22 protein-coding genes are annotated in these 23,533 nt (G+C 65.4%); 12 read left to right on the forward strand and 10 right to left on the reverse strand.

Going from position 1 to position 23,533, the window contains the following annotated elements; translation table 11 throughout:
* The first annotated feature begins 71 nt into the window (after positions 1-71).
* Positions 72-2,663, forward strand: coding sequence for a type I DNA topoisomerase (gene topA, locus CXR42_RS13730; RefSeq protein WP_103258112.1), 2,592 nt, complete (start codon positions 72-74; stop codon positions 2,661-2,663).
* A gap of 197 nt (positions 2,664-2,860) precedes the next feature.
* Here the strand turns inward: topA and choV are convergent, their stop codons facing one another.
* From choV to choX, 3 genes are all read right to left on the reverse strand, one after another.
* Positions 2,861-3,910: a choline ABC transporter ATP-binding protein gene (choV, locus tag CXR42_RS13735; RefSeq protein WP_103258113.1), complete on the reverse strand. Its 1,050-nt coding sequence runs from the start codon at positions 3,908-3,910 to the stop codon at positions 2,861-2,863.
* The gene (gene choW, locus CXR42_RS13740) at positions 3,907-4,755 is read right to left on the reverse strand and encodes a choline ABC transporter permease subunit (protein WP_103258114.1); all 849 of its coding nucleotides are present in this window, start codon (positions 4,753-4,755) and stop codon (positions 3,907-3,909) included. The genes choV and choW overlap by 4 nt, the downstream gene beginning before the upstream one ends.
* Before the next feature lie 92 nt (positions 4,756-4,847).
* Positions 4,848-5,774, reverse strand: coding sequence for a choline ABC transporter substrate-binding protein (gene choX / locus CXR42_RS13745; protein ID WP_103258115.1), 927 nt, complete (start codon positions 5,772-5,774; stop codon positions 4,848-4,850).
* Between the two features lie 84 nt (positions 5,775-5,858).
* Here choX and betI point away from each other — a divergent pair, with 84 nt between their 5' ends.
* From betI to CXR42_RS13760, 3 genes are all read left to right on the forward strand, one after another.
* Positions 5,859-6,446, forward strand: a complete 588-nt coding sequence (betI, locus tag CXR42_RS13750; RefSeq protein WP_103258116.1) for a choline-binding transcriptional repressor BetI — start codon at positions 5,859-5,861, stop codon at positions 6,444-6,446.
* Entirely contained in the window at positions 6,443-8,092 is a 1,650-nt protein-coding gene (gene betA, locus CXR42_RS13755) for a choline dehydrogenase (protein WP_103258117.1), read from the forward strand. Before betI ends, betA begins: the two co-directional genes overlap by 4 nt.
* An 81-nt stretch (positions 8,093-8,173) precedes the next feature.
* Positions 8,174-8,410, forward strand: coding sequence for an HP1242/YdcH family protein (locus tag CXR42_RS13760; protein WP_103258118.1), 237 nt, complete (start codon positions 8,174-8,176; stop codon positions 8,408-8,410).
* Between the two features lie 46 nt (positions 8,411-8,456).
* On the opposite strand, the gene CXR42_RS13765 is transcribed toward CXR42_RS13760, so the two are convergent.
* The 3 genes from CXR42_RS13765 to CXR42_RS13775 form a co-directional block, all read right to left on the reverse strand.
* Positions 8,457-9,851, reverse strand: a complete 1,395-nt coding sequence (locus CXR42_RS13765) for a helix-turn-helix domain-containing protein (RefSeq protein ID WP_103258119.1) — start codon at positions 9,849-9,851, stop codon at positions 8,457-8,459.
* A gap of 43 nt (positions 9,852-9,894) precedes the next feature.
* Positions 9,895-11,100, reverse strand: coding sequence for a Bcr/CflA family efflux MFS transporter (locus CXR42_RS13770; protein ID WP_103258120.1), 1,206 nt, complete (start codon positions 11,098-11,100; stop codon positions 9,895-9,897).
* A gap of 64 nt (positions 11,101-11,164) precedes the next feature.
* Positions 11,165-11,518 carry a DMT family protein gene (locus CXR42_RS13775; protein WP_103258121.1) on the reverse strand — a complete coding sequence of 118 codons (354 nt, stop codon included), beginning with the start codon at positions 11,516-11,518 and terminating at the stop codon, positions 11,165-11,167.
* A 225-nt stretch (positions 11,519-11,743) separates the two neighbouring features.
* Here CXR42_RS13775 and CXR42_RS13780 point away from each other — a divergent pair, with 225 nt between their 5' ends.
* The 7 genes from CXR42_RS13780 (at position 11,744) to CXR42_RS13805 (ending at position 18,295) form a co-directional block, all read left to right on the forward strand.
* A complete protein-coding gene (locus CXR42_RS13780) occupies positions 11,744-12,667 on the forward strand; it encodes a BBP7 family outer membrane beta-barrel protein (RefSeq protein WP_146038080.1) in 924 nt (307 codons plus the stop codon).
* 128 nt (positions 12,668-12,795) lie between these two features.
* Positions 12,796-14,328, forward strand: coding sequence for an acyl-CoA carboxylase subunit beta (locus CXR42_RS13785; protein ID WP_103258123.1), 1,533 nt, complete (start codon positions 12,796-12,798; stop codon positions 14,326-14,328).
* Between the two features lie 2 nt (positions 14,329-14,330).
* Entirely contained in the window at positions 14,331-14,723 is a 393-nt protein-coding gene (locus CXR42_RS13790; RefSeq protein ID WP_103258124.1) for a DUF6497 family protein, read from the forward strand.
* A 208-nt stretch (positions 14,724-14,931) separates the two neighbouring features.
* Positions 14,932-15,063 (forward strand): hypothetical protein, encoded by a 132-nt coding sequence (locus CXR42_RS19920; protein WP_281256752.1) that lies wholly within the window; start codon positions 14,932-14,934, stop codon positions 15,061-15,063.
* Positions 15,064-15,255: 192 nt separating this feature from the next.
* Complete coding sequence (locus CXR42_RS13795) at positions 15,256-15,648, forward strand: hypothetical protein (protein ID WP_103258125.1); 393 nt, start codon at positions 15,256-15,258, stop codon at positions 15,646-15,648.
* A gap of 316 nt (positions 15,649-15,964) precedes the next feature.
* Positions 15,965-16,183 (forward strand): hypothetical protein, encoded by a 219-nt coding sequence (locus CXR42_RS13800; protein WP_103258126.1) that lies wholly within the window; start codon positions 15,965-15,967, stop codon positions 16,181-16,183.
* 108 nt (positions 16,184-16,291) lie between these two features.
* Positions 16,292-18,295: an acetyl-CoA carboxylase biotin carboxylase subunit gene (locus tag CXR42_RS13805; RefSeq protein WP_103258127.1), complete on the forward strand. Its 2,004-nt coding sequence runs from the start codon at positions 16,292-16,294 to the stop codon at positions 18,293-18,295.
* Between the two features lie 62 nt (positions 18,296-18,357).
* On the opposite strand, the gene CXR42_RS13810 is transcribed toward CXR42_RS13805, so the two are convergent.
* Positions 18,358-18,840, reverse strand: a complete 483-nt coding sequence (locus CXR42_RS13810) for a DUF4174 domain-containing protein (protein ID WP_103258128.1) — start codon at positions 18,838-18,840, stop codon at positions 18,358-18,360.
* A 64-nt stretch (positions 18,841-18,904) separates the two neighbouring features.
* Here CXR42_RS13810 and scpA point away from each other — a divergent pair, with 64 nt between their 5' ends.
* The gene (gene scpA, locus CXR42_RS13815; protein ID WP_103258129.1) at positions 18,905-21,034 is read left to right on the forward strand and encodes a methylmalonyl-CoA mutase; all 2,130 of its coding nucleotides are present in this window, start codon (positions 18,905-18,907) and stop codon (positions 21,032-21,034) included.
* A 319-nt stretch (positions 21,035-21,353) separates the two neighbouring features.
* Here the strand turns inward: scpA and CXR42_RS13820 are convergent, their stop codons facing one another.
* Genes CXR42_RS13820 through CXR42_RS13830 form a run of 3 tightly spaced genes read right to left on the reverse strand, consistent with a single transcriptional unit; the run spans position 21,354 to position 23,531 of the window.
* Positions 21,354-21,773 carry an AAA+ family ATPase gene (locus tag CXR42_RS13820; RefSeq protein WP_245875446.1) on the reverse strand — a complete coding sequence of 140 codons (420 nt, stop codon included), beginning with the start codon at positions 21,771-21,773 and terminating at the stop codon, positions 21,354-21,356.
* 1 nt (position 21,774) lies between these two features.
* Entirely contained in the window at positions 21,775-22,821 is a 1,047-nt protein-coding gene (locus CXR42_RS13825; protein ID WP_103258131.1) for an endonuclease/exonuclease/phosphatase family protein, read from the reverse strand.
* A complete protein-coding gene (locus tag CXR42_RS13830; protein WP_103258132.1) occupies positions 22,818-23,531 on the reverse strand; it encodes a molecular chaperone DjiA in 714 nt (237 codons plus the stop codon). Before CXR42_RS13830 ends, CXR42_RS13825 begins: the two co-directional genes overlap by 4 nt.
* Positions 23,532-23,533: the final 2 nt, after the last annotated feature.

Genomic DNA, 23,533 nt, shown 5'->3' on the forward strand with positions numbered 1-23,533 from the left:
CCGTTGACAACGCCGCCGCTTCGCCCACATGGTGCCCCGCCATTCTTGGGCCGGGAGCTTTCGGGAAAATCATGCCAGTCGTCGTCGTCGAATCCCCCGCCAAGGCCAAGACAATCAACAAATATCTTGGCCCGGACTTCACCGTCCTCGCGTCTTACGGCCATGTCCGCGATCTGCCGGCCAAGGATGGGTCGGTCGACACCGAACACGGGTTCGAGATGCTGTGGGAGGTCGCGCCCGAGTCGAAAAAGCACATCCGCGCCATCACCGAGGCGCTGAAAACCGACGACACACTGATCCTTGCCACTGACCCCGATCGCGAGGGCGAGGCGATTAGCTGGCATCTGCGCGAGGCGCTCGCCTCCAGCCTGAAGAAAGGCAAGAAAGTCGCCCGCGTCACCTTCAACGCCATCACCAAAGACGCGGTGACCAAGGCGATGAAGGAACCGCGCGAGGTCGACCAGGCTTTGGTCGACGCCTACCTTGCCCGCCGCGCGCTGGACTATCTGGTGGGCTTCACCCTCTCGCCAGTCCTGTGGCGCAAGCTGCCCGGTGCAAAATCCGCGGGCCGCGTGCAATCCGTCTGCCTGCGGCTGATCGTCGAGCGCGAGATGGAGATCGAGGCGTTCAAGGCCCAGGAATACTGGACGGTGAAAGCGGTGTTCCGCACGCCGCGCGGGCAGGAGTTTGAGGCCGGCCTGGTCACCCTGGGTGGCAAGAAATTGCAGAAATTCGACATCCCGACGGCTACGGCGGCCGATCTGGCGGTGTCGGCTTGCACTTCTCGAACATTCTCGGTTGCAGCGGTGGAATCGAAACCCGCCACCCGGAACCCCTGGCCGCCCTTCATGACCTCGACCCTGCAGCAAGAGGCAAGCCGCAAGTACGGGATGGGGGCCAAGCAGTGCATGAACGCAGCCCAGCGGCTGTATGAGGCTGGCTATATCACCTATATGCGGACCGATGGCATCGACATGGCCCCCGAGGCGGTGATGGCGACGCGGGACGAGATCAAACGGCGGTTCGGGGCGGATTACGTGCCCGACAGCCCGCGCATGTACAAGAACAAGGCCAAGAACGCGCAGGAAGCCCACGAGTGCATCCGTCCGACCGACATGGGCCTTGGGCCCGAGAAGATCCGGGTCGAGGAGGACCAGCGCAAGCTCTACGACCTGATCTGGAAACGCACGATCTCCAGCCAGATGGCGGCGGCACGGCTGGAGCGGACGGCGGTCGATCTTGCCTCGCCGGACGGCCAGGTGGCATTTCGGGCGAACGGGCAGGTGGTGCTGTTTGACGGCTACCTGAAAGTCTACGATCAGGGCCGCGACGACGAGGACGACGAGGAAGGTCGTCTGCCGCAGGTGATGCAGGGCGAGAAGGTGGACAAGGGTGCGGTGACGCCCGACCAGCACTTCACCCAACCCCCGCCGCGCTATACCGAGGCGACCTTGGTCAAGCGGATGGAGGAGTTGGGGATCGGGCGGCCGTCGACCTATGCCTCGATCCTGACGACGATCGTCGACCGGGAATATGTCCGCAAGGACAAGAACCGGCTGTTCCCCGAGGACAAGGGACGGCTGGTGACGGCCTTCCTGTCCAACTTCTTCCGCCGCTATGTGGAGTACGACTTCACCGCCGACCTTGAGGCGGAGCTGGACGATGTCTCGGCCGGCGACCGTGATTACAAGGACGTGCTGGCCCGTTTCTGGCGTGACTTCTCGGCGGCGGTGGCCGAGACCGCGGACCTGCGGATCGGCGAGGTTCTGGCGAAGCTGGACGACTTCCTGTCCCCCCACCTTTACCCGCCGCGCGCGGATGGCGGCGACCCGCGCGCCTGCCCGACCTGCGGGACGGGGCGGCTGCATCTGAAGACGGCGCGGTCGGGCGGGGCCTTCATCGGCTGCGGCAACTACCCCGAGTGCCGGTATACCCGGCCCATCGCGGGCGATGCGGAGAGCGTTGCCTCGGACGGGCGGGTGCTGGGGCAGGATGAAAACGGGGTGGAGGTCAGCTTGCGGGCCGGCCGCTTCGGGCCCTATGTCCAGCGCGGAGAGGCGAGCGAGGCCACCCCCAAGCCCGACCGGGCGAGCCTGCCCAAGGGCTGGACGCCGGACAGCCTGAACCTGGAGCGGGCGTTGCAGCTGCTGTCGCTGCCGCGCGAGGTGGGCAAGCATCCCGAGGACGGGGTGCTGGTCGAGGCTGGGATCGGGCGGTTCGGTCCCTATGTGAAGCATGGCTCGGTCTACGCGAACCTGCCCGAGGTCGAGGAGGTGTTCTCGATCGGGATGAACCGGGCGGTGGAAGTGCTGGCCCAGAAGGCCAGCCGCGGGCGGGGACGGGGGGCGGCGGCGGAGCCGCTGCGGCTCTTGGGCACGCATCCCGACGGGGGCGAGGTCCAGGTCATGCCGGGGAAATACGGGCCCTATGTGAAGTGGGGCTCGGTCAACGCGACCCTGCCGAAGGGGGTGGAGCCGGAGGCGGTCACGCTGGAGGAGGCGCTGGTTCTGATCGCCGAGAAGGCTGGAAAGTCGGGCGGCAAGAAGAAGGCCGCGCCGAAGAAGGCGGCGGCAGCCAAGCCGGCGGCGAAGAAGGTGGCTGCCCCGAAGAAGGCCCCGGCGAAGAAGGCCGCACCGAAGAAGAAGGCCCCTGCGGCCGAGTAGTGTCCACGGTGGACATTTCTGGAGTTTGCAGCAAGATCAAGGGGTTGGTCGTGGGCGTTAGGGATTTCTTAACGCCCTGACATCCGCGATGGTCGAGGCCGGGCGACCTGGGCTGACATCCGAGTGGACGGGCGCGACCGGGAGCAAATCTTTTCGAAAAGATTTGCCAAAAGTTTTCGAAAACTTTTGGTCCCGGCTTACCCCTCGCCGCGTGGATTGATCAGCCTGGCCATCAGGCTGGCGGTTCTTACCCGCCCCAGGGTCCGGCCGTCTTCCGTGACCACCAGTTCGGCCACGCCCTTTGACATCAGGTCCATGATCTCTTTGACCGGCGTTTCGGCGCGCAGTTCATGCGCCCCGGCAGGGGCGGGGCCTGCCTCCATCACGTCGCGCGCGGTCAGCACCCCAAGCGGGTTCATATGCGCCACGAAGTCCGCCACATACTCGGAAACCGGATTGGCGATGATTTCGCGCGCGGTGCCGCACTGGACGATCCGGCCGCCATCCATCAGCGCGATGCGGTTGCCGATCTTGAAAGCCTCGTCCAGGTCGTGGCTGACAAAGACGATGGTGCGTTTCAGCTTGGCCTGCAGGTCCAGAAGTTCGTCCTGCAACTTCGAACGGATCAGCGGGTCGAGAGCCGAGAACGGTTCGTCCATCAGAAGGATCGGCGCCTCGGTGACGAAGGCGCGGGCCAGGCCGACGCGCTGCTGCATGCCGCCAGAGAGGTCGCCGACCTTGCGCTCGGCCCATTGCGAGAGGTTCACCAGTTCAAGCTGCGCATCGACCTTGGGCTTGCGGCTTTGGGGCGTCATGCCCGCAAGTTCCAGCCCCAGGCCGACGTTTTCCCGCACCGTGCGCCAGGGCAATAGCCCGAACTGCTGGAACACCATCGCGATGCGCGTGGCGCGCAGGCGGCGCAGCGTGGCGGGGTCGGCATGGGTGACCGAGACCATGCGGTCGCCGTCCAGCACCCGCACCTCGCCCCGGACCACGGGGTTCAGCGCATTGACCCCACGCAGAAGGGTGGACTTGCCGGACCCGGACAGGCCCATCAGGACAAGGATCTCGCCCTCGGCAACGGTCAGGGAACAGTCGTGGACGCCCAGCACCTGGCCGGTGGCCTGCTGCACCTCTTGCCGGGTCTGGCCCTGGTCCATCAAGGGCAGGGCACGCTCGGGGTGATCGCCAAAGACGATGGAGACGCGGTCGAATTCAACGGCGGGACGCGCGGAGGACACCGTCATTTCGCCACCCGCAGCATCCGGTCCAGCATGATCGCCACCACGACGATCACCATACCCGATTCGAAGCCAAGGGCCGAGTTGTTCTGCCCCAGCGCCCGGACCACGGGCGTTCCCAGGCCGTTGGCGCCCACCATTGCGGCGATGACGACCATCGACAGCGACAGCATGATCGTCTGGGTCAGGCCGGCCATGATTTGCGGCAGGGCATAGGGCAGTTCCACCTTCCACAGCCTTTGCCGAGGGGTGGCGCCAAAGGCGGTTGCGGCCTCGAGCAGGGCCTGGGGCGTGGCGGAGATTCCCAGGTAGGTCAGGCGGATCGGGGCGGGGACGACGAAGATCACCGTGGCCAGCAGGCCGGGAACCATGCCCAGGCCGAAAAAGACTACGGCCGGGATCAGGTAGACGAAGGTGGGCAGCGTCTGCATCAGGTCAAGCACCGGCGACATGGCGGCATAAAGCCGGGGTCGATGCGCGGCGGCGACACCGATCGGCACGCCGATCGCCATGCAGAACAGGCAAGAGTAGAACAGCAGGACCAGGCTTTCGGTCGTCGCCTCCCAGTAGCCCTGGTTCAGGATATAGAGAAAGCCGATCAGGACCAGCGCGCACAGTTTCCAGGATCGTTGCAGAACCCAGGTCAGCGCCACGAACAATCCCACGATCACCAGCGGGTGCGGCCATTGGATCAGGCTGACGGTGCCGTCGATCAGGAAGCCGAAGCTGTCGCTGATCCCGTCGAAAAAGGGGCGGGCATTGGCCTTCAGCCAGTCGACGGCCTGTTTCGCGGCCCAGCCGACCGGGATCTTCTCGAACAGCCACGGATATGTGGATTGCAGCCAGTCCAAACCAGTTCCCCCCGTCCTTGGTCGCGTCCGGCCTTCTTTGCGGGCCGGACCTTGTGGCAGGGCCGGGGCAGGGCCCCGGCCCGCGACACAGGTTACAGAGCGGCCGCGACCGCGGCCTTGGCGTCGCCGCCGTCCTTGGTGGTCACGCCGTCAAGCCAGCCTTCCCAGGCGGCCGGGTTGGCGGCGAGCCAGGCCTTGGCGGCCTCACGCGGGTCGGTGCCGTCGTTCAGGATGGCGCCCATGATCTCGTTCTCCATCGGCAGCGAGAAAACGAGGTTTTGCAGCAGCTTGCCGGTGTTCGGGCATTCCGTGACATAGCCCTTGCGGGTGTTGGTCGCCACGATGGCGCCGCCGAAATCGGGGCCAAAGACCTCATCCCCACCGGCGAGGTAGGTGAGTTTGAAGTTGGCGTTCATCGGGTGCGGTTCCCAGCCAAGGAAAATGATCGGCTCGCCGGCGCTGGTCTTGCGGTCCACTTCGGCCAGCATGCCCTGTTCGCTGCTTTCGACGAGTTCGAAGCTGCCAAGGCCGAACTGGTCGGCGGCGATCATGTCCAGGATCAGGCGGTTGCCGTCATTGCCGGCTTCGATCCCGTAGATCTTGGAGTCCAGCGCCTCGGCGTGGTCCTTGATCATGGCGAAATCGGTGATGCCCAGGGCGGCGCCGGCCTCATTGGTGGCAAGGGTGTACTTGGCGCCTTCCAGGTTGGTGCGGACGGTGTCGACGGTCCCGGCCTCGCGGTACGAGGCGATGTCGCCTTCCATCGTGGGCATCCAGTTGCCCAGAAACACGTCGATGTCACCCTCGGCCAGGCCGGCATAGGTGACGGGGACGGAAAGGAGCTTGGTCTCGGTCTCATAGCCCAGGGCTTCGAGGACCAGGGTGGTCGCGGCGGTGGTGGCGGTGATGTCGGTCCAGCCGACGTCCGAAAAGACGATCTTGTCGCAACCTTCGGCGAAGGCAGAGCCCGCCAGCGCGAAAGTGACGCAGGTCGTCAGAAGGGTGGAACGGAGGGTCATGTCGGGCTCCCTGTTTTTGTTGATTGACGAGTCAATAAACTTCGCCCTTATTCGGTTTGGCAAGCAATTTCTGGGGCCGCACCGATGCCGAAGCTTGGAATGGAGCCTATCCGCAAGGAAGCCCTGGTAAAAGCCACCATTGTCGAGATCGGCAGGGTGGGGTCCTTGGACGTGACCGTCAGCCAGATCGCCAAGCGGGCGGGGATGTCCAGTGCGCTGGCGCATCACTATTTCGGGTCCAAGGAAGAGATGTTCCTGGCCGCGATGCGCCATATCCTGACGCTGTACGGGGCGGAAGTGCGCGGCGCGCTGGCGGCGGCCGAGGGGCCGGAGGGGCGCATCCGGGCGATTCTGCGGGCCAGTTTCAGCCCCGGCAACTTCCGCCGCGAGGCGGTCAGCGCCTGGCTGAACTTCTGGGTTCTGGCGCAATCGGTGCCCGAGGCGAAGCGGCTTCTGGCGGTCTATCAGGGGCGGCTGCAGTCGAACCTGGTCGCGGCGCTGCGGCCCTTGGCGGGGCGGCGGGCGGTCGAGATCGCCGAGTCGCTGGGCGCGCTGATCGACGGGCTTTACCTGCGCGAGGTGCTGAAATCCGGGCCCCCGGACGGGGCGGTGGCCGTGGCCTTCGCGCTGCGCCACCTGGAGGCGGAACTGGAGCAGGGGGTGGGCGAATGACCGCGGATTATGTGATCGTGGGCGCCGGTTCGGCCGGTTGCGCGCTGGCCTACCGCCTGGCCGAAGCGGGAAAGCGCGTGACGGTGATCGAGCATGGCGGGTCGGACGCGGGGCCCTTCATCCAGATGCCGGGGGCGCTGTCCTATCCGATGAACATGGGGATCTACGACTGGGGTTTTGCCACCGAGCCCGAGCCGCATCTGGGCGGCCGGGTGCTGGCGACGCCACGCGGCAAGGTGATCGGTGGCTCGTCCAGCATCAACGGGATGGTCTACGTCCGGGGCCACGCCAAGGATTATGACACCTGGGCCGAGATGGGGGCGGATGGCTGGGGCTATGCCGATGTCCTGCCCTATTTCAAACGGATGGAGCAGTCGCACGGCGGCTCGGGCCCCGAATTCCGGGGGACCGATGGCCCGCTGCACATTACCCGGGGTCCGCGTGAGAACCCGCTGTTCGATGCCTTCATCCAGGCCGGCGCGCAGGCCGGCTATCCGGTCACGACCGATTATAACGGCCAGCAGCAAGAGGGCTTTGGCCCGATGGAGGCGACGATCTGGAAAAGCCGGCGCTGGTCGGCGGCCAATGCCTATCTGAAACCCGCGATGGCGGGGGGCAATGTGCAGATCCTGCGCGGCCTTGCCCGCCGGGTGGTGCTGGAGGGCAAGCGCGCCGTGGGGGTCGAGGTCGATACCCGCGCCGGGCGGCAGGTGATCCGGGCCGGGCGCGAGGTGATTCTGGCCGCGTCGTCCATCAACTCGCCCAAACTGCTGATGCTGTCGGGGATCGGGCCGGCGGCGCATCTGCGGGAGCATGGGATCGAGGTGGTGGCGGATCGTCCGGGCGTAGGCGCGAACCTGCAGGACCACCTGGAAATCTACATGCAGTTCTCGGCCAGCCAGCCAGTGACGCTGTTCAAGTACTGGAACCTGTGGGGCAAGGCCTGGGTCGGCGCGCAGTGGCTGTTCACCGGCAAGGGGCCGGGGGCGTCGAACCAGTTCGAGGCCTGCGCTTTCATCCGCTCGAAGGCCGGGGTGGAATATCCTGATATCCAGTATCATTTCCTGCCCATCGCCGTGCGCTACGACGGCCGGGCGGTGGCGGCGGGGCATGGGTTCCAGGCGCATGTCGGGCCGATGCGGTCAAAGTCGCGGGGGTCGGTGACCTTGCGGTCAGGCAACCCCACGGACGCCCCGGTGATCCGCTTCAACTATATGTCGCATCCCGAGGATTGGGCGGATTTCCGGTCCTGCATCCGCCTGACGCGCGAGATATTCGGGCAGGAGGCGTTCAAGCCCTATCTCAAGGACGAATTGCAGCCGGGGCCGGCCTATCAGACCGATGCCGAGCTGGACGATTTCCTGCGCGAGCATGTCGAAAGCGCCTATCACCCCTGCGGCACGGCGCGGATGGGCCGCGCGAGCGATCCGATGGCGGTGGTCGATCCCGAATGTCGCGTGATCGGGGTCGAGGGGCTGCGGGTCGCCGATTCGTCGATCTTCCCGCAGGTGACGAACGGCAATCTGAACGGACCGTCGATCATGACCGGCGAGAAGGCGGCCGACCATATCCTGGGCCGGACGCCGCTGCCGGCCTCGAACCTGGAGCCGTGGATCAACCCGAATTGGCAAGTGTCGCAACGCTGATTTTTCAGGCGTTTGATCCGGGTCAAGGCCGGGCCGGCCCAGGGCGCTAGACTGGCGGGGACAGTCAAGAAGGAGACAGGCATGTCGAACACTCCGCACACCCTGCACGAGGAATTCCCCAATCAAGGGGCGGCTATCAGCGCGCTGAAGGCGTCTGACGCCCATTTCGCGAAGCTGCTGGTCGAGTATGATGCGGTCAACGACAAGGTGCATCGGTCCGAGACGCGGCTGGACCTGCTGACCGAGGAAGAGGAAGAGGGACTGCGCCGCACCCGGTCGCGGCTGAAGGACCAGATCGCGGCGGCGCTGCGGAAGTAACGGCTCGTCGTGCGACTTCGTCTTCTCCTCGCGGGGGGAAGACGGGTCAGCCGATCTCGTATGGCAGGACGTCGCGGGCGTTGGGGTTGATCTTCAACCGGCCCTCCAGGGGCGGCACGCTGCGCTGGTGGCAGTTTATCCGCTCGCAAATCCGGCAGGAAATGCCGATGGGCTCGAACCGACCTTTCAGGTCCAGCCCATCGGAATAGACGATATGCGGGGCGTGCTGCACCTCGCATCCCAGGCCGATGGCATAGCGGCGGACGGGGGCCAGGAAGGCCCCGGCAGGTTTCGACACATCGCGGGCCAGAGAAAGGTAGCGGACACCGTCTGGCGTCTCGCACAGTTGGCGCAGGAATTGTCCAGGTGTTTCAAAGGCTTGGTGGACGTTCCACAAGGGGCAGGCCCCGCCGAAGCGCGCGAATTGCAGCCGGGTGGACGAGTGACGTTTGGTGATGGTGCCGGCCTGATCGACGCGGACGAAGTAGAAAGGGATGCCCTTGGCGCCGGGGCGCTGCAGGGTGGAAAGGCGGTGGCCGACCTGCTCGATACTGGCGCCGAAGATGCCGGCCAGACGTTCAAGGTCGTGGCGGGTTTCCTGGGCGGCGGCCAGGAACGCGCGGTAGGGCAGAAGCGCGGCCCCGGCGAAATAGTTCGCAAGGCCGATCTTGGCGATGTCGCGCGCCTCGGGCGTGGAGAAGCGGGCAAGGTCGAGGGTCGCCTCCAGGAGGTCGTTCTGCGTCAGAAGCGCAACCTGGTGGAGAAGCTGGAAGCGCTGCGAGGGGCTGGACGCGCGGGCCGAGATATCCAGGCGCTTGGCGGCGGGATCATAGTGGCGCAGGGGTGCGGTGTTTGAATAGTGCAAGCTGATGCCGGCACGTTTCAGCAGGTCCTGCGCCAGATTCTCGATGGATTTCCCGCTGGTTGCCGAGGTTGCGAAATGTTCCGCCGCACGGTCGATCGCATCCAGGTAATTGTCGCAATAGTGAAAGAAGTCGCGGACCTCTTCCCAGGCAGAAGGGCGCAGCGTGGCGTCCTCGCGCCCCAAGGCCTCGTCCAGCGAGGCCAGGCGTTCGTGGGTCTGGCGGTAGGCGCGGTGCAGGTGCAGGAAGGCGCGGGCCAGCGCCGGGGCGTTCGAAGCGGCCAGGCGCAGGTCAGCCAGCGGCGGGTTGGGGGTGGTGAACACCGGGTCGGCCAGCGCCTCGCGCATGTCGGTCACCAGACGCTCGCTTTCGCCGACGGTCAGTTCGGTGACGTCCAGGCCGAATTCCTGCGCCAGGGCCAGGACCACGGCCGCGCTGACGGGCCGGTGGTTGTTCTCCATCTGGTTGAGGTAGGGCAGCGAGACGGAAAGCTTGTCGGCAAAGGCCTTCTGGGTCAGCGACAGGCGGCCGCGGATCTCGCGCAGTTTGACGCCGGCGTAAAGTTTCTGGGTGGGCATGGCGACCTCTTTGCAAAGCTATGCGGTGCTTTGCAAAGGTCCGTCAAGCGCCGATCTGGCGGGCGCGGCGGATGACGAAAAGGATCGCCACGACCGAAGCGGCCGAGGAGGCCAGCATCAGAAGGACCAGCGGCATCTCGGACGAGCCGGGGCCGAGGAGGACGCCGGCCAGCGCCGCAAGGGCCGCCCCGCCGCCGATCAGGATCGCCCCGCCCAGGCCCGAGGCGGTGCCCGCAAGCTCGGGCCGGACGGAGAGGATGCCGGCATTGGCGTTGGGCAGGCAGATGCCGTTGCCAAGGCCCATGAACACGGTCAGGCCGAAGAAGGTGGTGGGACCGGACAGCCCGGCAAGGGTCAGAAGCGCCAGCAGGCTTAGCCCAAGCGAGGTGACGACGCAGCCGATCAGGATCATCCGGTTCATCCCCATGCGGACCGAGTAGCGGCCGGCCAGGAAGTTGCCCAGGGCATAGCCGATAGCGGTCAGGGCAAAAAGCGCCCCGACATGGGTGGAGGAGAGGCCAAAGACCTTGTCCCCGACATAAGGTGCGCCGCCAAGATAGGCGAAGAAGCAGCCCGAGGCGAAACCAGCGGCAAGCGTATAGCCCCAGAACCGGCGCGAGGCGAGGAGTGCGGGATAGGTGCGCACCTGCTCGGCCAGGCTGACGTTGCGCAGTTCCGCCGTCTCGCCCAGGTCGGCCCAGGTCAGCGCCAGAACCACCGCGCCCAGGACCAGCAGCAGCGCAAAGTTGGCCTGCCAGCCGTAAAGGTCGTCCAGCACCCCGCCGATGACCGGGCCGATCATGGGCACCAGGCTCATCCCCATGGTGACGTAGCCGATCATGCTGGCGGCCTGGGCGTCGGCCACCATGTCGCGCACGACGGCGCGCGACAGGACCATGCCGGCGGCAATCACCGCCTGGGCCATGCGGAACACCAGGAACACCGTGGCCGAGGTCGCCAGCAGCGTGCCGAGCGTGGCCAAGAGGAACAGGACCAGGGACCAGAGCAGCACCTTGCGCCGACCGTAGCGGTCAGAAATCGGGCCGATCACGATCTGCAAGGCGGCCGACAGCGCCAGATACAGCGCGACCGATTGCTGCATCACCCCGTAGGAGACGCCGAAATAGGTGGCCATGCCGGGCAGCGACGGCAGGAAGATGTTCATCGTCAGCGCCGAAAGCCCGGCGATCAGGATCAGCGTGACAATCTTCGGCGGGGTGGAGCGGTCAAGGAAGCGGGCGTCTTGCATTGCCAAGGGCTACGCCCGTGCCGGGGCTTTGTCCACCGCCAGGACGCAGGGTCAGCCGGCCTGCTCACGCCCATTTGTGGAAAATGAAGAACGCCCCCAGCGCGATGAAGGCAAAGCCGAGGAGGTGGTTCCACATCAGCGGTTCCTTCAGGTAAAACACGGAAAATACGGCAAAAACCGACAGGGTGATGACCTCCTGGATCGTCTTGAGTTCGGCGGCCGAGAAATAGCCGTGGCCGATCCGGTTCGCCGGGACTTGCAGGACATACTCGAAGAAGGCGATCCCCCAGCTGACCAGGATCACCGTGATCACCGCGCTTTCCTTGAATTTCAGGTGCCCATACCAGGCAAAGGTCATGAACACGTTCGAGGCCAGGAGGAGGCCGATGGTGACGACGGGGATGGGCAGGGCGGTCATGGGGGTCCTCATCACGGGGGGCTTGATCAAGGCGGGGCTTGACGGTTGCTTAGCGGGCAGGTGAGGCCAAGGCCAGAGCCGGGGCGAGAGACATATTCCAGCTTGATTATGCATCCGACAGGTGAGACCAATGATGGCAGACGGCCTGCCGGCGCCTGGATCGACCGTCCGGCTTTGGGTCACTCAGTCCAAGGGCAACGAGTTTCTACGGGTTTGGAGGGGACGATGGGACAAAGGGTGGCTGTGGGCGTGGCCTTTGCCGCGATGATCGGACTGGCCACCGCGGCTGGGGCCGAAGAGCCGGGGACCGGGCCGCTGTGGGCGCTGGAGGTGGCGGCACTGGCCTGGCAGCGAAGTACGCCGGATGCGGGCGCGATCGTGGCTGCAAACCCGTCGGGCACGCCCTTCCTGAGTGGCAGCGATCTGGACTTTGGCCTTGGCAACGGGATCGAAGCCGCACTGACCTATCAGGCGTTCTCGGCCACCTCGATCGAGGTCCGCCTGCTGTCCGCCAAGGCCGAAGGCCGCAACCTTTTCGTGTCGCCCGGAAATTTCATCGGCGTCGGATTCACGGGTCCTGCGGGGGTCAACTTTGTGTCCGACTATGAAACCCGGTTGGCAAGCGGCGAGGTCAACTTGCGTCACAGCTATGGCGACCGGTTCGGCGTTCTTGCGGGCGTCCGCAAGCTGTCGATCGACGATGCGCTGTCGACCACGCTTAACACCACGGTTGCGACGGGAATCTATGAGGCCGAGAACGATCTGACGGGCGTTCAGATCGGGGCAGATATGGTCCTGGGCCGGCCAACGGATCGCTGGTTGCTGCAGGGCTTTGGCAAGCTTGGCGCGTTCCGGACCAAGTCCGTGGCGGGTACGCGTTCGCTGGCAGGCGGGAACGCGATCCAGGGGTTCAGCAGCGGCGATACCACGACAACCTATGCCGCCGAACTGGGGCTGCAGGCAGAGTATCGGCTTTCCAAGCAGGCAAGTCTGACCCTGGGATACCAGGTCCTTTGGCTGGACGATCTGGCGCAGGCGGCGACGGCAGCCAATGAAAGCCTGCTTAATCCGTCACTTCTGAACGGAAACCTGTACCGTGACGATCTGTCCTTCCAGTCGATATCCATCGGGTTTTCAACGAGGTTCTGATCTGGCTTTTGCAGATTTGCAATTTGATGCATAACCGTGCAGCAAGTTATGCAAATTTTCGCTTTCCCGCTTTGTGAGCCACCGCGCTTGCCCTAGATTGCCCCTCGCGTCGGCCAACGGGGGGAGCGATGAAAGACATCCTTGAGCAACTTGAGGCGCGCCGCACGGTGGCGCGGGCGGGGGGCGGCGAAAAGCGCGTCGCAGCACAGCATGCCAAAGGCAAGTTGACCGCGCGCGAGCGGATCGAGCTTCTGCTGGACGAAGGCAGTTTCGAAGAATTCGACATGTTTGTCGCCCATCGCTGCACCGATTTCGGCATGGAGGCGGAGCGCCCGCCGGGGGACGGGGTGGTCACCGGCTGGGGCACGGTCAACGGCCGCATGGTCTATGTCTTTGCGCAGGATTTCACGGTGTTCGGCGGCTCGGTCTCCGAGACGCATGGCGCGAAGATCTGCAAGATCATGGACATGGCGATCCAGAACGGCGCACCGGTGATCGGGATCAACGATTCCGGCGGGGCGCGGATCCAGGAGGGTGTCGGCTCTCTGGCAGCTTATGGCGAGGTGTTCCAGCGCAACGTGCTGGCGTCCGGCGTGGTGCCGCAGATTTCGCTTATCATGGGGCCTTGCGCAGGTGGGGCGGTCTACTCCCCCGCGATGACCGACTTCATCTTCATGGTGAAGGATTCCAGCTACATGTTCGTGACCGGCCCGGATGTGGTCAAGACGGTGACGAACGAGCAGGTCACGGCCGAGGAGTTGGGTGGGGCGGGGACGCATACCCGCAAGTCCAGCGTCGCCGATGGTGCCTATGAGAACGACGTCGAGGCGCTGGCCGAGACCCGCCGCCTGATCGACTTTCTGCCGCTGAACAACCGCGAGAAGGCGCCGGTGCGGCCGTTCTTCGACGATCCGGCGCGGGTGGAGATGAGCCTGGACAGCCTGGTCCCGGACAACCCGAACCAGCCCTATGACATGAAGGAACTGATCGCCAAGGTCGCGGACGAGGGCGATTTCTTCGAGCTGCAAAAGGATTTCGCGGCCAACATCATCACCGGCTTCATCCGGCTGGAGGGGCAGAGCGTGGGCGTGGTGGCGAACCAGCCGATGGTGCTGGCCGGCTGCCTGGACATCGACAGCAGCCGCAAGGCCGCGCGCTTCGTGCGGTTCTGCGACGCGTTCGAGATTCCGATCCTGACGCTGGTCGACGTGCCGGGCTTCCTGCCGGGGACGGGTCAGGAATATGGCGGGGTGATCAAGCACGGCGCGAAGCTGTTGTTCGCCTATGCCGAAGCGACGGTGCCGAAGGTCACGGTCCTGACCCGCAAGACCTATGGCGGGGCCTATGTGGTCATGTCCTCCAAGCACCTGCGCGGCGATTTCAACTATGCCTGGCCCACGGCCGAGGTCGCGGTGATGGGCGCCAAGGGCGCGGTCGAGATCCTGTATCGGTCCGAACTGGGCGAGCCGGAAAAGATCGCGCAGCGGGTGAAGGACTATGAGGACCGTTTCGCCAACCCCTTCGTGGCGGCGGAAAAGGGCTTTATCGACGAAGTGATCATGCCCCATTCCACCCGCCGCCGGGTGGCCCGTGCCTTTGCCGCCCTGCGGTCGAAGAAGCTGGCCAACCCTTGGAAAAAGCACGACAATATTCCGCTGTGATCATGGCGCGCTTCGTTCCCATCCTTGCGCTGACGGCCCTTGCGGCCTGCCAGGACGAGCCTGGGGGCGAGGGCATTGCCGTGCCCTCGGGGCGCGAGCTGTCGCTGATCGAGGTGCTGACCGACGTGGCCGGGACCGAAGGCGCCGTGGCGCGCTTTCGCTTCCTTGCGCCCGGCCTGACCCAGGACGAGGCCGAGGCCGCGGCGGTGGACATGCAGGCGCTTTGCGACGGTTTTGCGCTGCCGCGGGTCGACGGCATGGTGCCCGCACCGCAGCAGATCGTGGTGTCATGGTCGGCCGAAGCAGTGCCCTTCGGACATCCGGCACCAGAGGTGGTGCAGTTCTTCGAAAGCTACGCCATCGGGTCCGGCTCCTGCATCTGGGAGCAGTTCTGATGCGGGCACAAAATCCTGTAAATCCGACTGGCTTTGGCGTGACCGCTGATGTAGGAACGCCACAGGTCGGGAACTTGGTTCGGCTGGCGTGTTCTTCCCCGATGGCTTCGGGTAAGGTGGCGCCAGGCCGGGCCAAATCGGCCGAAGTCAACAATCTGGCGCCGGGTGCCGATGGCCCTCGCGCGTCCCAAAAAGGATGGAGTAGAGGATGTCGAAGAGCGGACGTATCGTTCTGGTCGTGGCCATGTTCGCAGCAATGGCTGCTTGCGCCAAGAAAGAAGAAGTCGAAGTCGTCGAGCCGGTCACCGTCGAGCCCGAGTACACCGGCAAGTACAAGTGATCTTTCGGGGCGGGCCCGTCGGCATGCGCTGACCGGGCCTGCTCCCCTCGGGGGCTGCGGCCCCCGTGCCTTCGGGCACAAACGCGCCTTCGGGCAACCCCTCCCCAACATCGCCACGTCGTTGCGCCTCTGTCCTGCGCCGTCGCTTTGCCGTATCCGTCCCTCCGATCCGTTTGACAGGAGCAGGGACAGATGCTGAAGCACCGTGGCTTTCCCGGAAGGATGCCGGGGACCGATTTCCAGTTCACCATCCGCCGCGCCAACGTGAAGGAAGGCGCGACAAAGATCATCAAGCGTGAGCGGTTCAAGGACCGCAAAAGCGTGGACCGCGCCGCCGATGCCGCCTTCATGGCTGCCCTCTGGCAGTATTTCGGCGAGGAACCGTTTGAGCGTGGCAACCTGGATGCCGGCCGCCTGTCCTGGCTGTTCGGCCGCGAGGTGGTGCCGGCCGAGGACCCGTTCGATCCCTGCTCGTACGAGGCGTTGCTGAAGATCGACGTCAAACGCGCAGAAGCCGCATTTCCGCAGGTTTTCGCCCCCAATGCGCCCGACGCCCTGGCCGACGACTGGGACGAGGACGAATAGGCATGAACGCGCCGACCCCCAGCCCCCTGCGGCAAGCTTTTGCCCAAACTCTGGCCGGCGTTGCTGGCGCGTTTGCAATGGGCGCGGATGGTCGGCATTGTTTCCGCACGGGTCAGGGCCGGTCTGGCTTCTGCCCGTGCAGTCTGAGTTGTTACCCTTCCCCTTCCCTTCGGCCCGGCCCTTCCCAGGCCGGGCCGACCCTTCCGGGCAGGCGGCCGGGCGCCGACTGTGCGGGGCGGGTCAAAAACTGCTTTGAATTCCGTGGCGTTGCGGTAGAATCCGCCGCAATAACAACACGCAAACGAGGCAGTCTTCCATGCGCAAGTCGCTTATCCTTTTCGCTCTTCTCTCCATGCCGCTTGCCGGCTGCATGCAGGACCCCGCATCGCGCGGGCTTGCCGGTGCCGCCGCGGGCGCCCTGGTCGCCGATGCGCTTGACGAAAACATGGTCGCGGGTGCCGCGATCGGCGGTCTGGCCGGCGTCGCGACCTGCGGCATCGAGCTTGGCCTGCCGCCCTGCAACTCGGGCTACTAAGCCGCTAACGACTTCGGCCGCCTGCGGGCGGTCCACACCACTCACGGGACCATCCGGGCTGACCGCCCGGGTGGTTCTTTTGCATTTTCGCGTCTGAAGGGGGAGCCGATGTTCAAGAAGATCCTGATCGCCAACCGGGGCGAGATCGCCTGCCGCGTGATCAAGACCGCGCGCAAGATGGGGATCAAGACGGTGGCGGTCTATTCCGACGCCGACCGCAATGCGCTGCACGTCCGCATGGCGGATGAGGCGGTGCATATCGGACCGCCCCCGGCCGCGCAGTCCTATATCGTGATCGACAAGATCATGGACGCGATCCGCCAGACCGGCGCCGAGGCCGTGCATCCGGGCTATGGTTTCCTGAGCGAAAACATGAACTTCGCCGCCGCGCTGGAAGCTGCGGGCGTGGTGTTCGTCGGCCCCCCCAGCCCCGCGATCGAGGCGATGGGCGACAAGATCACCTCGAAGAAGATCGCGCAGGAGGCGGGGGTTTCCACGGTTCCGGGCTATATGGGCCTGATCGCCGATGCGGATGAGGCGGTGAAGATCAGCGGCCAGATCGGCTATCCGGTGATGATCAAGGCCAGCGCCGGCGGTGGTGGCAAGGGCATGCGGATCGCCTGGAACGACGCGGAGGCGCGCGAGGGTTTCCAGTCGTCGAAGAACGAGGCGGCGGCCAGCTTCGGCGACGACCGGATCTTCATCGAGAAGTTCGTGACCCAGCCGCGCCATATCGAGATCCAGGTGCTTGCCGACAAGCACGGCAATTGCGTCTACCTGCATGAGCGTGAATGTTCGATCCAGCGGCGGAACCAGAAGGTCATCGAGGAGGCCCCCAGCCCCTTCCTGGACGAGGCGACGCGCAAGGCGATGGGCGAACAGGCCTGCGCCCTGGCCAAGGCCGTGGGCTATACCAGCGCCGGGACGGTGGAGTTCATCGTCGACGGCAACCGCAACTTCTACTTCCTGGAAATGAACACCCGTCTGCAGGTGGAACATCCGGTGACGGAGCTGATCACCGGCGTCGATCTGGTGGAGCAGATGATCCGCGTCGCGGCGGGCGAGCCGCTGCCCTTCCGGCAAGAGGACCTGAAGATCCACGGCTGGGCCATGGAAAGCCGGCTTTATGCCGAGGACCCCTACCGGAACTTCCTGCCCTCGATCGGCCGTCTGACGCGCTACCGGCCGCCGGTCGAAGGCAAGACCGACCGCGGCGGCATCGTGCGCAACGATACCGGCGTCTATGAGGGCGGCGAGATCAGCATGTTCTACGACCCGATGATCGCCAAGCTGTGCACCTGGGGCCCGACCCGCGCTGATGCCATCGAAGAGATGCGGCTGGCGCTGGACACGTTCGAGGTCGAGGGCATCGGCCACAACCTGCCCTTCGTCGGCGCTGTCATGGACCATCCGCGCTTTCAGTCCGGCAACATCACCACAGCCTTCATCGCCGAGGAATATCCCGAGGGCTTCCAGGGGGCGACGCTGGACGCAGCCACCCTGCGCCGGGTGGCAGCAGCAGCGGCGGCGATGAACCGGGTGGCGGAAATCAGGCGGACGCGGATTTCCGGCACGATGGACAACCACACGCGGCGGGTGGGCGACGACTGGGTCGTCTCGGCCCAGGGTGTCAGCTTTGCAGTCAAGGTGGCGGCCGATCCCGAGGGGTCGACCGTGGCCTTCGACGACGGCACCGCGCTGCGGGTGACCAGCGACTGGACGCCCGGCCAGCAGCTTGCGCGGCTGATGGTGGGTGACGAGCCGGTGGTGATCAAGGTCGCGAAGATCCCGATGGGCTTCCGGATGCGGCTGCGCGGGGCGGACCTGAAGGTCCATGTCCGCACGCCGCGCCAGCACGACCTGGCCGGGCTGATGCTGGAAAAGGCCCCGCCGGATACGTCGAAATACCTGCTCTGCCCGATGCCGGGGCTGGTGGTGAAGATCAATGTCGGCGTCGGCGACGAGGTGCAGGAAGGCCAGGCCCTGGCCACGGTCGAGGCGATGAAGATGGAAAACATCCTCAAGGCCGAGCGGAAGGGCGTGGTCAAGGCCGTGAAGGCCAGCGCGGGCGCAAGCCTGAAGGTCGACGACGTGATCCTGGAGTTCGAATGATGGACCGGGACCGGAATTCGTACGAATTCCGTGACGATTTCCGTACGGAAATCGGCGTTGCGCTAGCGGCCGGCGGGGTTCTGCTCCAGCATTTCCTGCCGGCGCAGGGGCAGCTTGTCGATGGCGTGGGTGATCTCCCGCACCGTCCAGGGGTTCGGCTTGCGGACCACCGGGCGCAGGTCCTTGTCCATGATCACCAGCGAAAAGCCGCGCGGGCGCAGCTTCTGGCGCCATTCGCTGCGGCCCTCGGGGTCGGTGTCGGTGACCAGGATGACGTCGCGCTCGTCCAGGTCGGGGTACTCGCGGGACAGAAGCTCCATCTGGCGAAGGTAGTTCGGGTCGTTGGGCGAATCCGCAAAGACGACCAGCGGCCGCTTGACGTAAAGCTGGTCGGCAAAGACGACTTCTGCCGCCGGAAGCGGACCGAAGGCCGCGACCTCCTGCGGCGGGGCCTCGGGCGGCGGGGCATCTGGGGCGGCTGCCTCCTGCGCCAAAGCGGTCAGCGGCAGAAGGGCAGCAAATACAGCAATGTGCAGGGGTCTCATGGGGCCTCTCTTTGTCCCGGATATAGGGGCGATCGGGCGAAAACCAAAGGCTTTGAGGTGTGACATGACGAATGATCTGAAGGCCTGGGCGGCGCTGGCGGCGAAAGAGCTGAAAGGGGCGGACCCCGAAAGCCTGAACTGGCAGACCCTGGAAGGCATCACGGTCAAGCCGCTGTACACGGCGGCCGATGTGCAGGGCCTGCCGCAGATGGGCGAATTGCCGGGCGTGGCGCCGTTTACCCGCGGCGTGCGGGCAACGATGTATGCCGGGCGGCCCTGGACGATCCGGCAATATGCCGGCTTCTCCACCGCCGAGGCGTCGAACGCCTTTTACCGCAAGGCGCTGGCGGCGGGGCAGCAGGGCGTCTCGGTCGCCTTCGACCTGGCGACGCACCGGGGCTATGACAGCGACCATCCCCGCGTGGTGGGCGATGTGGGCAAGGCCGGCGTGGCGATCGACAGTGTCGAGGACATGAAGATCCTGTTCGACGGCATCCCGTTGGAAAAGATCAGCGTTTCCATGACGATGAACGGCGCGGTCATCCCGATCCTGGCCAGTTTCATCGTGGCGGGTGAAGAGCAGGGGGTGCCGCGCTCGGCCCTTTCGGGGACGATCCAGAACGACATCCTGAAGGAATTCATGGTGCGGAACACCTATATCTATCCGCCCGAACCTTCGATGCGCATCGTGGCCGACATCATCGAATACACCAGCGCCGAGATGCCCAAGTTCAACAGCATCTCGATCAGCGGCTACCACATGCAAGAGGCCGGCGCGAACCTGGTGCAGGAGCTGGCCTTCACCCTGGCCGACGGCAAGGAATATGTGAAAACCGCCGTAGCGCGCGGGATGGATGTGGACGATTTCGCCGGGCGGCTGTCATTCTTCTTTGCCATCGGCATGAACTTCTTCATGGAGGTCGCCAAGCTGCGCGCCGCGCGGCTGCTGTGGCACCGGATCATGGACGGGTTCGGGGCGAAGAAAACCTCCAGCCTGATGCTGCGGACGCATTGCCAGACCTCGGGCGTGTCCTTGCAGGAGCAGGACCCCTACAACAACGTGATCCGCACGGCGTACGAGGCGATGGCGGCGGTGCTGGGCGGGACGCAGTCGCTGCATACGAACGCGCTGGACGAGGCGATTGCCCTGCCGACCGAATTCGCGGCGCGGATTGCCCGGAATACGCAGCTGGTCTTGCAGGAGGAGACGGGGATCACCCATGTCGTCGATCCCCTGGCCGGGTCCTATTACGTTGAAAGCCTGACCAACCAGCTGGCCGAAGAGGCCTGGAAGCTGATCGAGGAAGTCGAGGCGATGGGCGGCATGACCAAGGCGGTGGCCACCGGCATGCCGAAGCTGCGGATCGAGGAGTCGGCAGCCAAGCGGCAGGCGATGATCGACCGGGGCGAAGAGGTGATCGTCGGGGTCAACAAGTACCGCAAGGCCAAGGAAGACCCGATCGACATCCTGGACATCGACAACGTCGCGGTCCGCGAGGCCCAGGTCGCGCGGCTGGCGGCGGTGCGCGGGTCCCGCGACGAGGCGCGGTGCCAGGCGGCGCTGGCCGAGGTCGCACGGCGGGCCGCTGAGGGGGGCAACCTTCTGGACGCGGCGGTGGAAGCAGCCCGGGCACGGGCCTCGGTCGGGGAGATCTCATTGGCCATGGAAAAGGTGTTCGGGCGGCATCGGGCCGAGGTGAAGACCCTCGCAGGGGTCTATGGTGCGGCTTATGAGGGTGACGCGGGCTTCCAGCAGATCCAGAAGGATGTGGAAGCCTTCGCCGAGGCCGAGGGGCGGCGGCCGCGGATGCTGGTCGTGAAGATGGGGCAGGACGGCCACGATCGGGGCGCGAAGGTGATCGCGACGGCTTTCGCCGACATCGGATTCGACGTGGATGTGGGGCCGTTGTTCCAGACGCCGGAAGAGGCCGCGCAGGATGCGATCGACAACGATGTGCATGTGATCGGGATTTCCAGCCAGGCGGCGGGGCACAAGACGCTGGCCCCGAAGCTGATCGAGGTTCTGAAAGAGCGCGGGGCGGGGGATATCCTGGTGATCTGCGGCGGGGTCATTCCGCAGCAGGATTATGACTTCCTGAAGGGGGCCGGGGTGAAGGCGATCTTCGGGCCGGGGACCAACATCCCGGCCGCCGCGAAGGAGATCCTGGACCTGATCCGCGCGGCGCGGGGGTAGGCGGTCAACGCGGGTCAGGTCGGAGCGGGGCTGGGAAATCAAGGGGTTGGCGGCGGGAATTTACCGCGCGCTAACCCTTTGCCACCGTGGCTCGTCGATGACTTCGTCACTCCTCGCGGGCTTGGGTCAGGACCAAGGGGGCACGCCGGATCGAACTTTGGCCCCGGCCACTTGGGATTGCTTGTCGTTGACTTCGACCCTTGGGGCTGCTCGTCGATGACTTCGTCACTCCTCGCGGAGAGGGGCGTGGGTGCGCATTCGCGCAGCGGTGGACGCGAAGTTTCCGACGAGGAGACGAAGTCGAACGAGGAGGCGTCTGTCAGAGTTCGATTTCGCCGTTCGGGCCGGGTGTGGGCTCGGCCTGCGGCACAAGGGGCGCGTTACGGCGGATCAGGATGTCGCCGTTGGGCAGCATCACCGGCGCGTCGTAGTTCTTGAAATCGTCGATCATCGCGATGAGCTGGCGGATCTTCGGACCGATCTCTTCGCCGAGGCCTTCCAGGGCGGGGCCCATCTCCTCCATCGCCTGGCCCATCTCGTCGATAGCGGGCTGCATCTCGGACATCAGGCCGCGGAACAGAAGCTTGGCGCCTTCTTCCATCAGGCTGAATCCGTCCTCCTCGGCCCCGGGGGCTGGGGTGGGCGTGGGGGCCGTCTCTTGCGCAAGCGCGGGGGCAGCGGCGAGGATCAGGGCGAGGGCGAGTTTCATTGGCCAGATATGGGAAGCGGCAGGCGGCATTTCAAACCCCCTCGGGCAGGTCGACGGTGACGGGGAAGTGGTCCGACGCCTGCAACAGCGCCTCGCGCAGTTCGGGGACGGCGGTGACGGCGGGATCGTTGAACGGATGCCAGATGCGCCAGTCCGGGTTGCGGGCGGCAAGGTCGGGCGAGACCATGACGAAATCCAGCAGCGCCTCGAAGAACCGCTTCTGCGGGGCGAGGTAGAAGCGGGCCGTCGTCGGGGCCAGGCCCACGCGGCTTTGCAGCGCCATGGCGGCATGCGGGTCGGTCAGGTGCAGCGCGGGGTCGGGGGCGGTGCCAAGCACGATCTCCACCCCGGAATGGCCGAAGAGCTTTTCGAATTCGTCGATGCCGGGACCATCGTTGAAATCGCCCAGGACGATCAGGCTTTCGCCTGCCTGCAAGTGACCCTCGACCCGTTCCCGCAGCCAGAGGCATTGCGCCAGCTGCTTGCGGCGGTTCTCGATCGAGAGGCGGATCTGCGCTTCACGCCCGACGGCGCCGTAGGGGTTCTTCGACTTGGCATGGACGCCGATGACGCGCAGTTCGCTGCCCTGGGCCGTGGTGATGGCCAGTTCCAGCGGGGGTTTGGAAAAGCGGACCGTCTCGCTGATGTTGTCGGCGTCCAGGTCGTAGCGGAAGATGGTGTCAAAGCGCGGCGCCTCGGTCGAGCCGTGGCTGGTGGTGGCGGCGCCTTTCGGGTCATGGCGGACGGTCAGGCGGTCCGGATCGTAAAGGAAGGCGATTTCCTGTTCGGTTTCCGAAGGAAAACCGATCAGCGCCTTGCGCGCGCGCAAACCCACGGTGGCGGCGAAGCGCTCCAGCGCCTTGACGGTCGAGCGTTTGCCGTTGGTGTCTGGGGCTTCGATGATGAGGATGCCGTCAGCATCCAGCGCGGTGAACACGATCCCCAGCGCGGCAAGCTGTTCGCCCCGGGTGACCTGGTAGCGGGCCGAGGGGCCGTGATCGTCCAACAGCCGGCCATGATCGTCGAAAAGGTTGTTGAACCATTCGACGTTGTAGGTGGCCAGGCGCAGGCGGGTCATGCGGCCTCTTTCGCGGAAATCTCGCGCCAGGCTTCGTTGATCAGTTGCAGGCGGCGGGTGGCCAGCTTCATCGCCTCGGGCGGGACGCCACGGGCCTGCATCACGTCGGGGTGAGTGTCGCGGACCAGGTCCTTCCAGGCCTTGCGGGCCTGGTCCTTGCTGGCGCCCCGCGGCAGGCCGAGAACGTCATAGGGGTCGCGCGGGGCACCTTCGACAAGGCGCGAGCGGACGATGCGGAAGCAGGCGTCGTCCAGGCCGAATTCCTCGGCCACATGGGCGAGGAAGGCATCCTCGCCCTCGTGATAAGAGCCATCGGCGACGGCGATCTGAAACAGCGCCTCAAGGATATCGACCAGGACGTGGTGGTCGTCGGCGCAGATCCGGTGGCCGTCGGGGTTGAACAGGCGGGCAATCTTGCGGGCATAGGCGTCGAAGCCGGCGATGTCCTGGCGGGCCAGGTTGAAGACATGGGCGGCGTGCTGTTCCTCGCCTTCGGGGAAGGTGAAGATGCGGCGGAAGGCTGTCACCTCATCGCGGGTGACGGTGCCATCGGCCTTGGCCATTTTGGCGCCAAGGGCAAGGACGGCGATGGTGAAGCCGACTGATTGCTCGGGCGCGTTTTGGCCAAGGAGGCGGTCGAAAACGACCGACAGCGGCTCGCCCTTGGCAAGCGCAGAGAGGGCATCGGCGATGCGGGTCCAAATCGACATGG

Origin of the sequence: Tabrizicola aquatica (assembly GCF_002900975.1) — a bacterium.
Taxonomy (GTDB): Bacteria; Pseudomonadota; Alphaproteobacteria; order Rhodobacterales; family Rhodobacteraceae; genus Tabrizicola; species Tabrizicola aquatica.

Coding starts and splice junctions, on each gene's coding strand:
- CXR42_RS13765 (WP_103258119.1), bottom strand. CDS start 9,851: ATGCCCACCCAGAAACTTTACGCCGGCGTCAAACTGCGCGAGATCCGC.
- topA (WP_103258112.1), top strand. CDS start 72: ATGCCAGTCGTCGTCGTCGAATCCCCCGCCAAGGCCAAGACAATCAAC.
- CXR42_RS13810 (WP_103258128.1), bottom strand. CDS start 18,840: ATGAGACCCCTGCACATTGCTGTATTTGCTGCCCTTCTGCCGCTGACC.
- CXR42_RS13780 (WP_146038080.1), top strand. CDS start 11,744: ATGGGACAAAGGGTGGCTGTGGGCGTGGCCTTTGCCGCGATGATCGGA.
- CXR42_RS13830 (WP_103258132.1), bottom strand. CDS start 23,531: ATGTCGATTTGGACCCGCATCGCCGATGCCCTCTCTGCGCTTGCCAAG.
- CXR42_RS13820 (WP_245875446.1), bottom strand. CDS start 21,773: ATGCCGCCTGCCGCTTCCCATATCTGGCCAATGAAACTCGCCCTCGCC.
- choX (WP_103258115.1), bottom strand. CDS start 5,774: ATGACCCTCCGTTCCACCCTTCTGACGACCTGCGTCACTTTCGCGCTG.
- CXR42_RS13795 (WP_103258125.1), top strand. CDS start 15,256: ATGCTGAAGCACCGTGGCTTTCCCGGAAGGATGCCGGGGACCGATTTC.
- betA (WP_103258117.1), top strand. CDS start 6,443: ATGACCGCGGATTATGTGATCGTGGGCGCCGGTTCGGCCGGTTGCGCG.
- CXR42_RS13785 (WP_103258123.1), top strand. CDS start 12,796: ATGAAAGACATCCTTGAGCAACTTGAGGCGCGCCGCACGGTGGCGCGG.
- CXR42_RS13760 (WP_103258118.1), top strand. CDS start 8,174: ATGTCGAACACTCCGCACACCCTGCACGAGGAATTCCCCAATCAAGGG.
- CXR42_RS19920 (WP_281256752.1), top strand. CDS start 14,932: ATGTCGAAGAGCGGACGTATCGTTCTGGTCGTGGCCATGTTCGCAGCA.
- CXR42_RS13790 (WP_103258124.1), top strand. CDS start 14,331: ATGGCGCGCTTCGTTCCCATCCTTGCGCTGACGGCCCTTGCGGCCTGC.
- CXR42_RS13770 (WP_103258120.1), bottom strand. CDS start 11,100: ATGCAAGACGCCCGCTTCCTTGACCGCTCCACCCCGCCGAAGATTGTC.
- CXR42_RS13800 (WP_103258126.1), top strand. CDS start 15,965: ATGCGCAAGTCGCTTATCCTTTTCGCTCTTCTCTCCATGCCGCTTGCC.
- scpA (WP_103258129.1), top strand. CDS start 18,905: ATGACGAATGATCTGAAGGCCTGGGCGGCGCTGGCGGCGAAAGAGCTG.
- CXR42_RS13775 (WP_103258121.1), bottom strand. CDS start 11,518: ATGACCGCCCTGCCCATCCCCGTCGTCACCATCGGCCTCCTCCTGGCC.
- CXR42_RS13805 (WP_103258127.1), top strand. CDS start 16,292: ATGTTCAAGAAGATCCTGATCGCCAACCGGGGCGAGATCGCCTGCCGC.
- betI (WP_103258116.1), top strand. CDS start 5,859: ATGCCGAAGCTTGGAATGGAGCCTATCCGCAAGGAAGCCCTGGTAAAA.
- choV (WP_103258113.1), bottom strand. CDS start 3,910: ATGACGGTGTCCTCCGCGCGTCCCGCCGTTGAATTCGACCGCGTCTCC.
- CXR42_RS13825 (WP_103258131.1), bottom strand. CDS start 22,821: ATGACCCGCCTGCGCCTGGCCACCTACAACGTCGAATGGTTCAACAAC.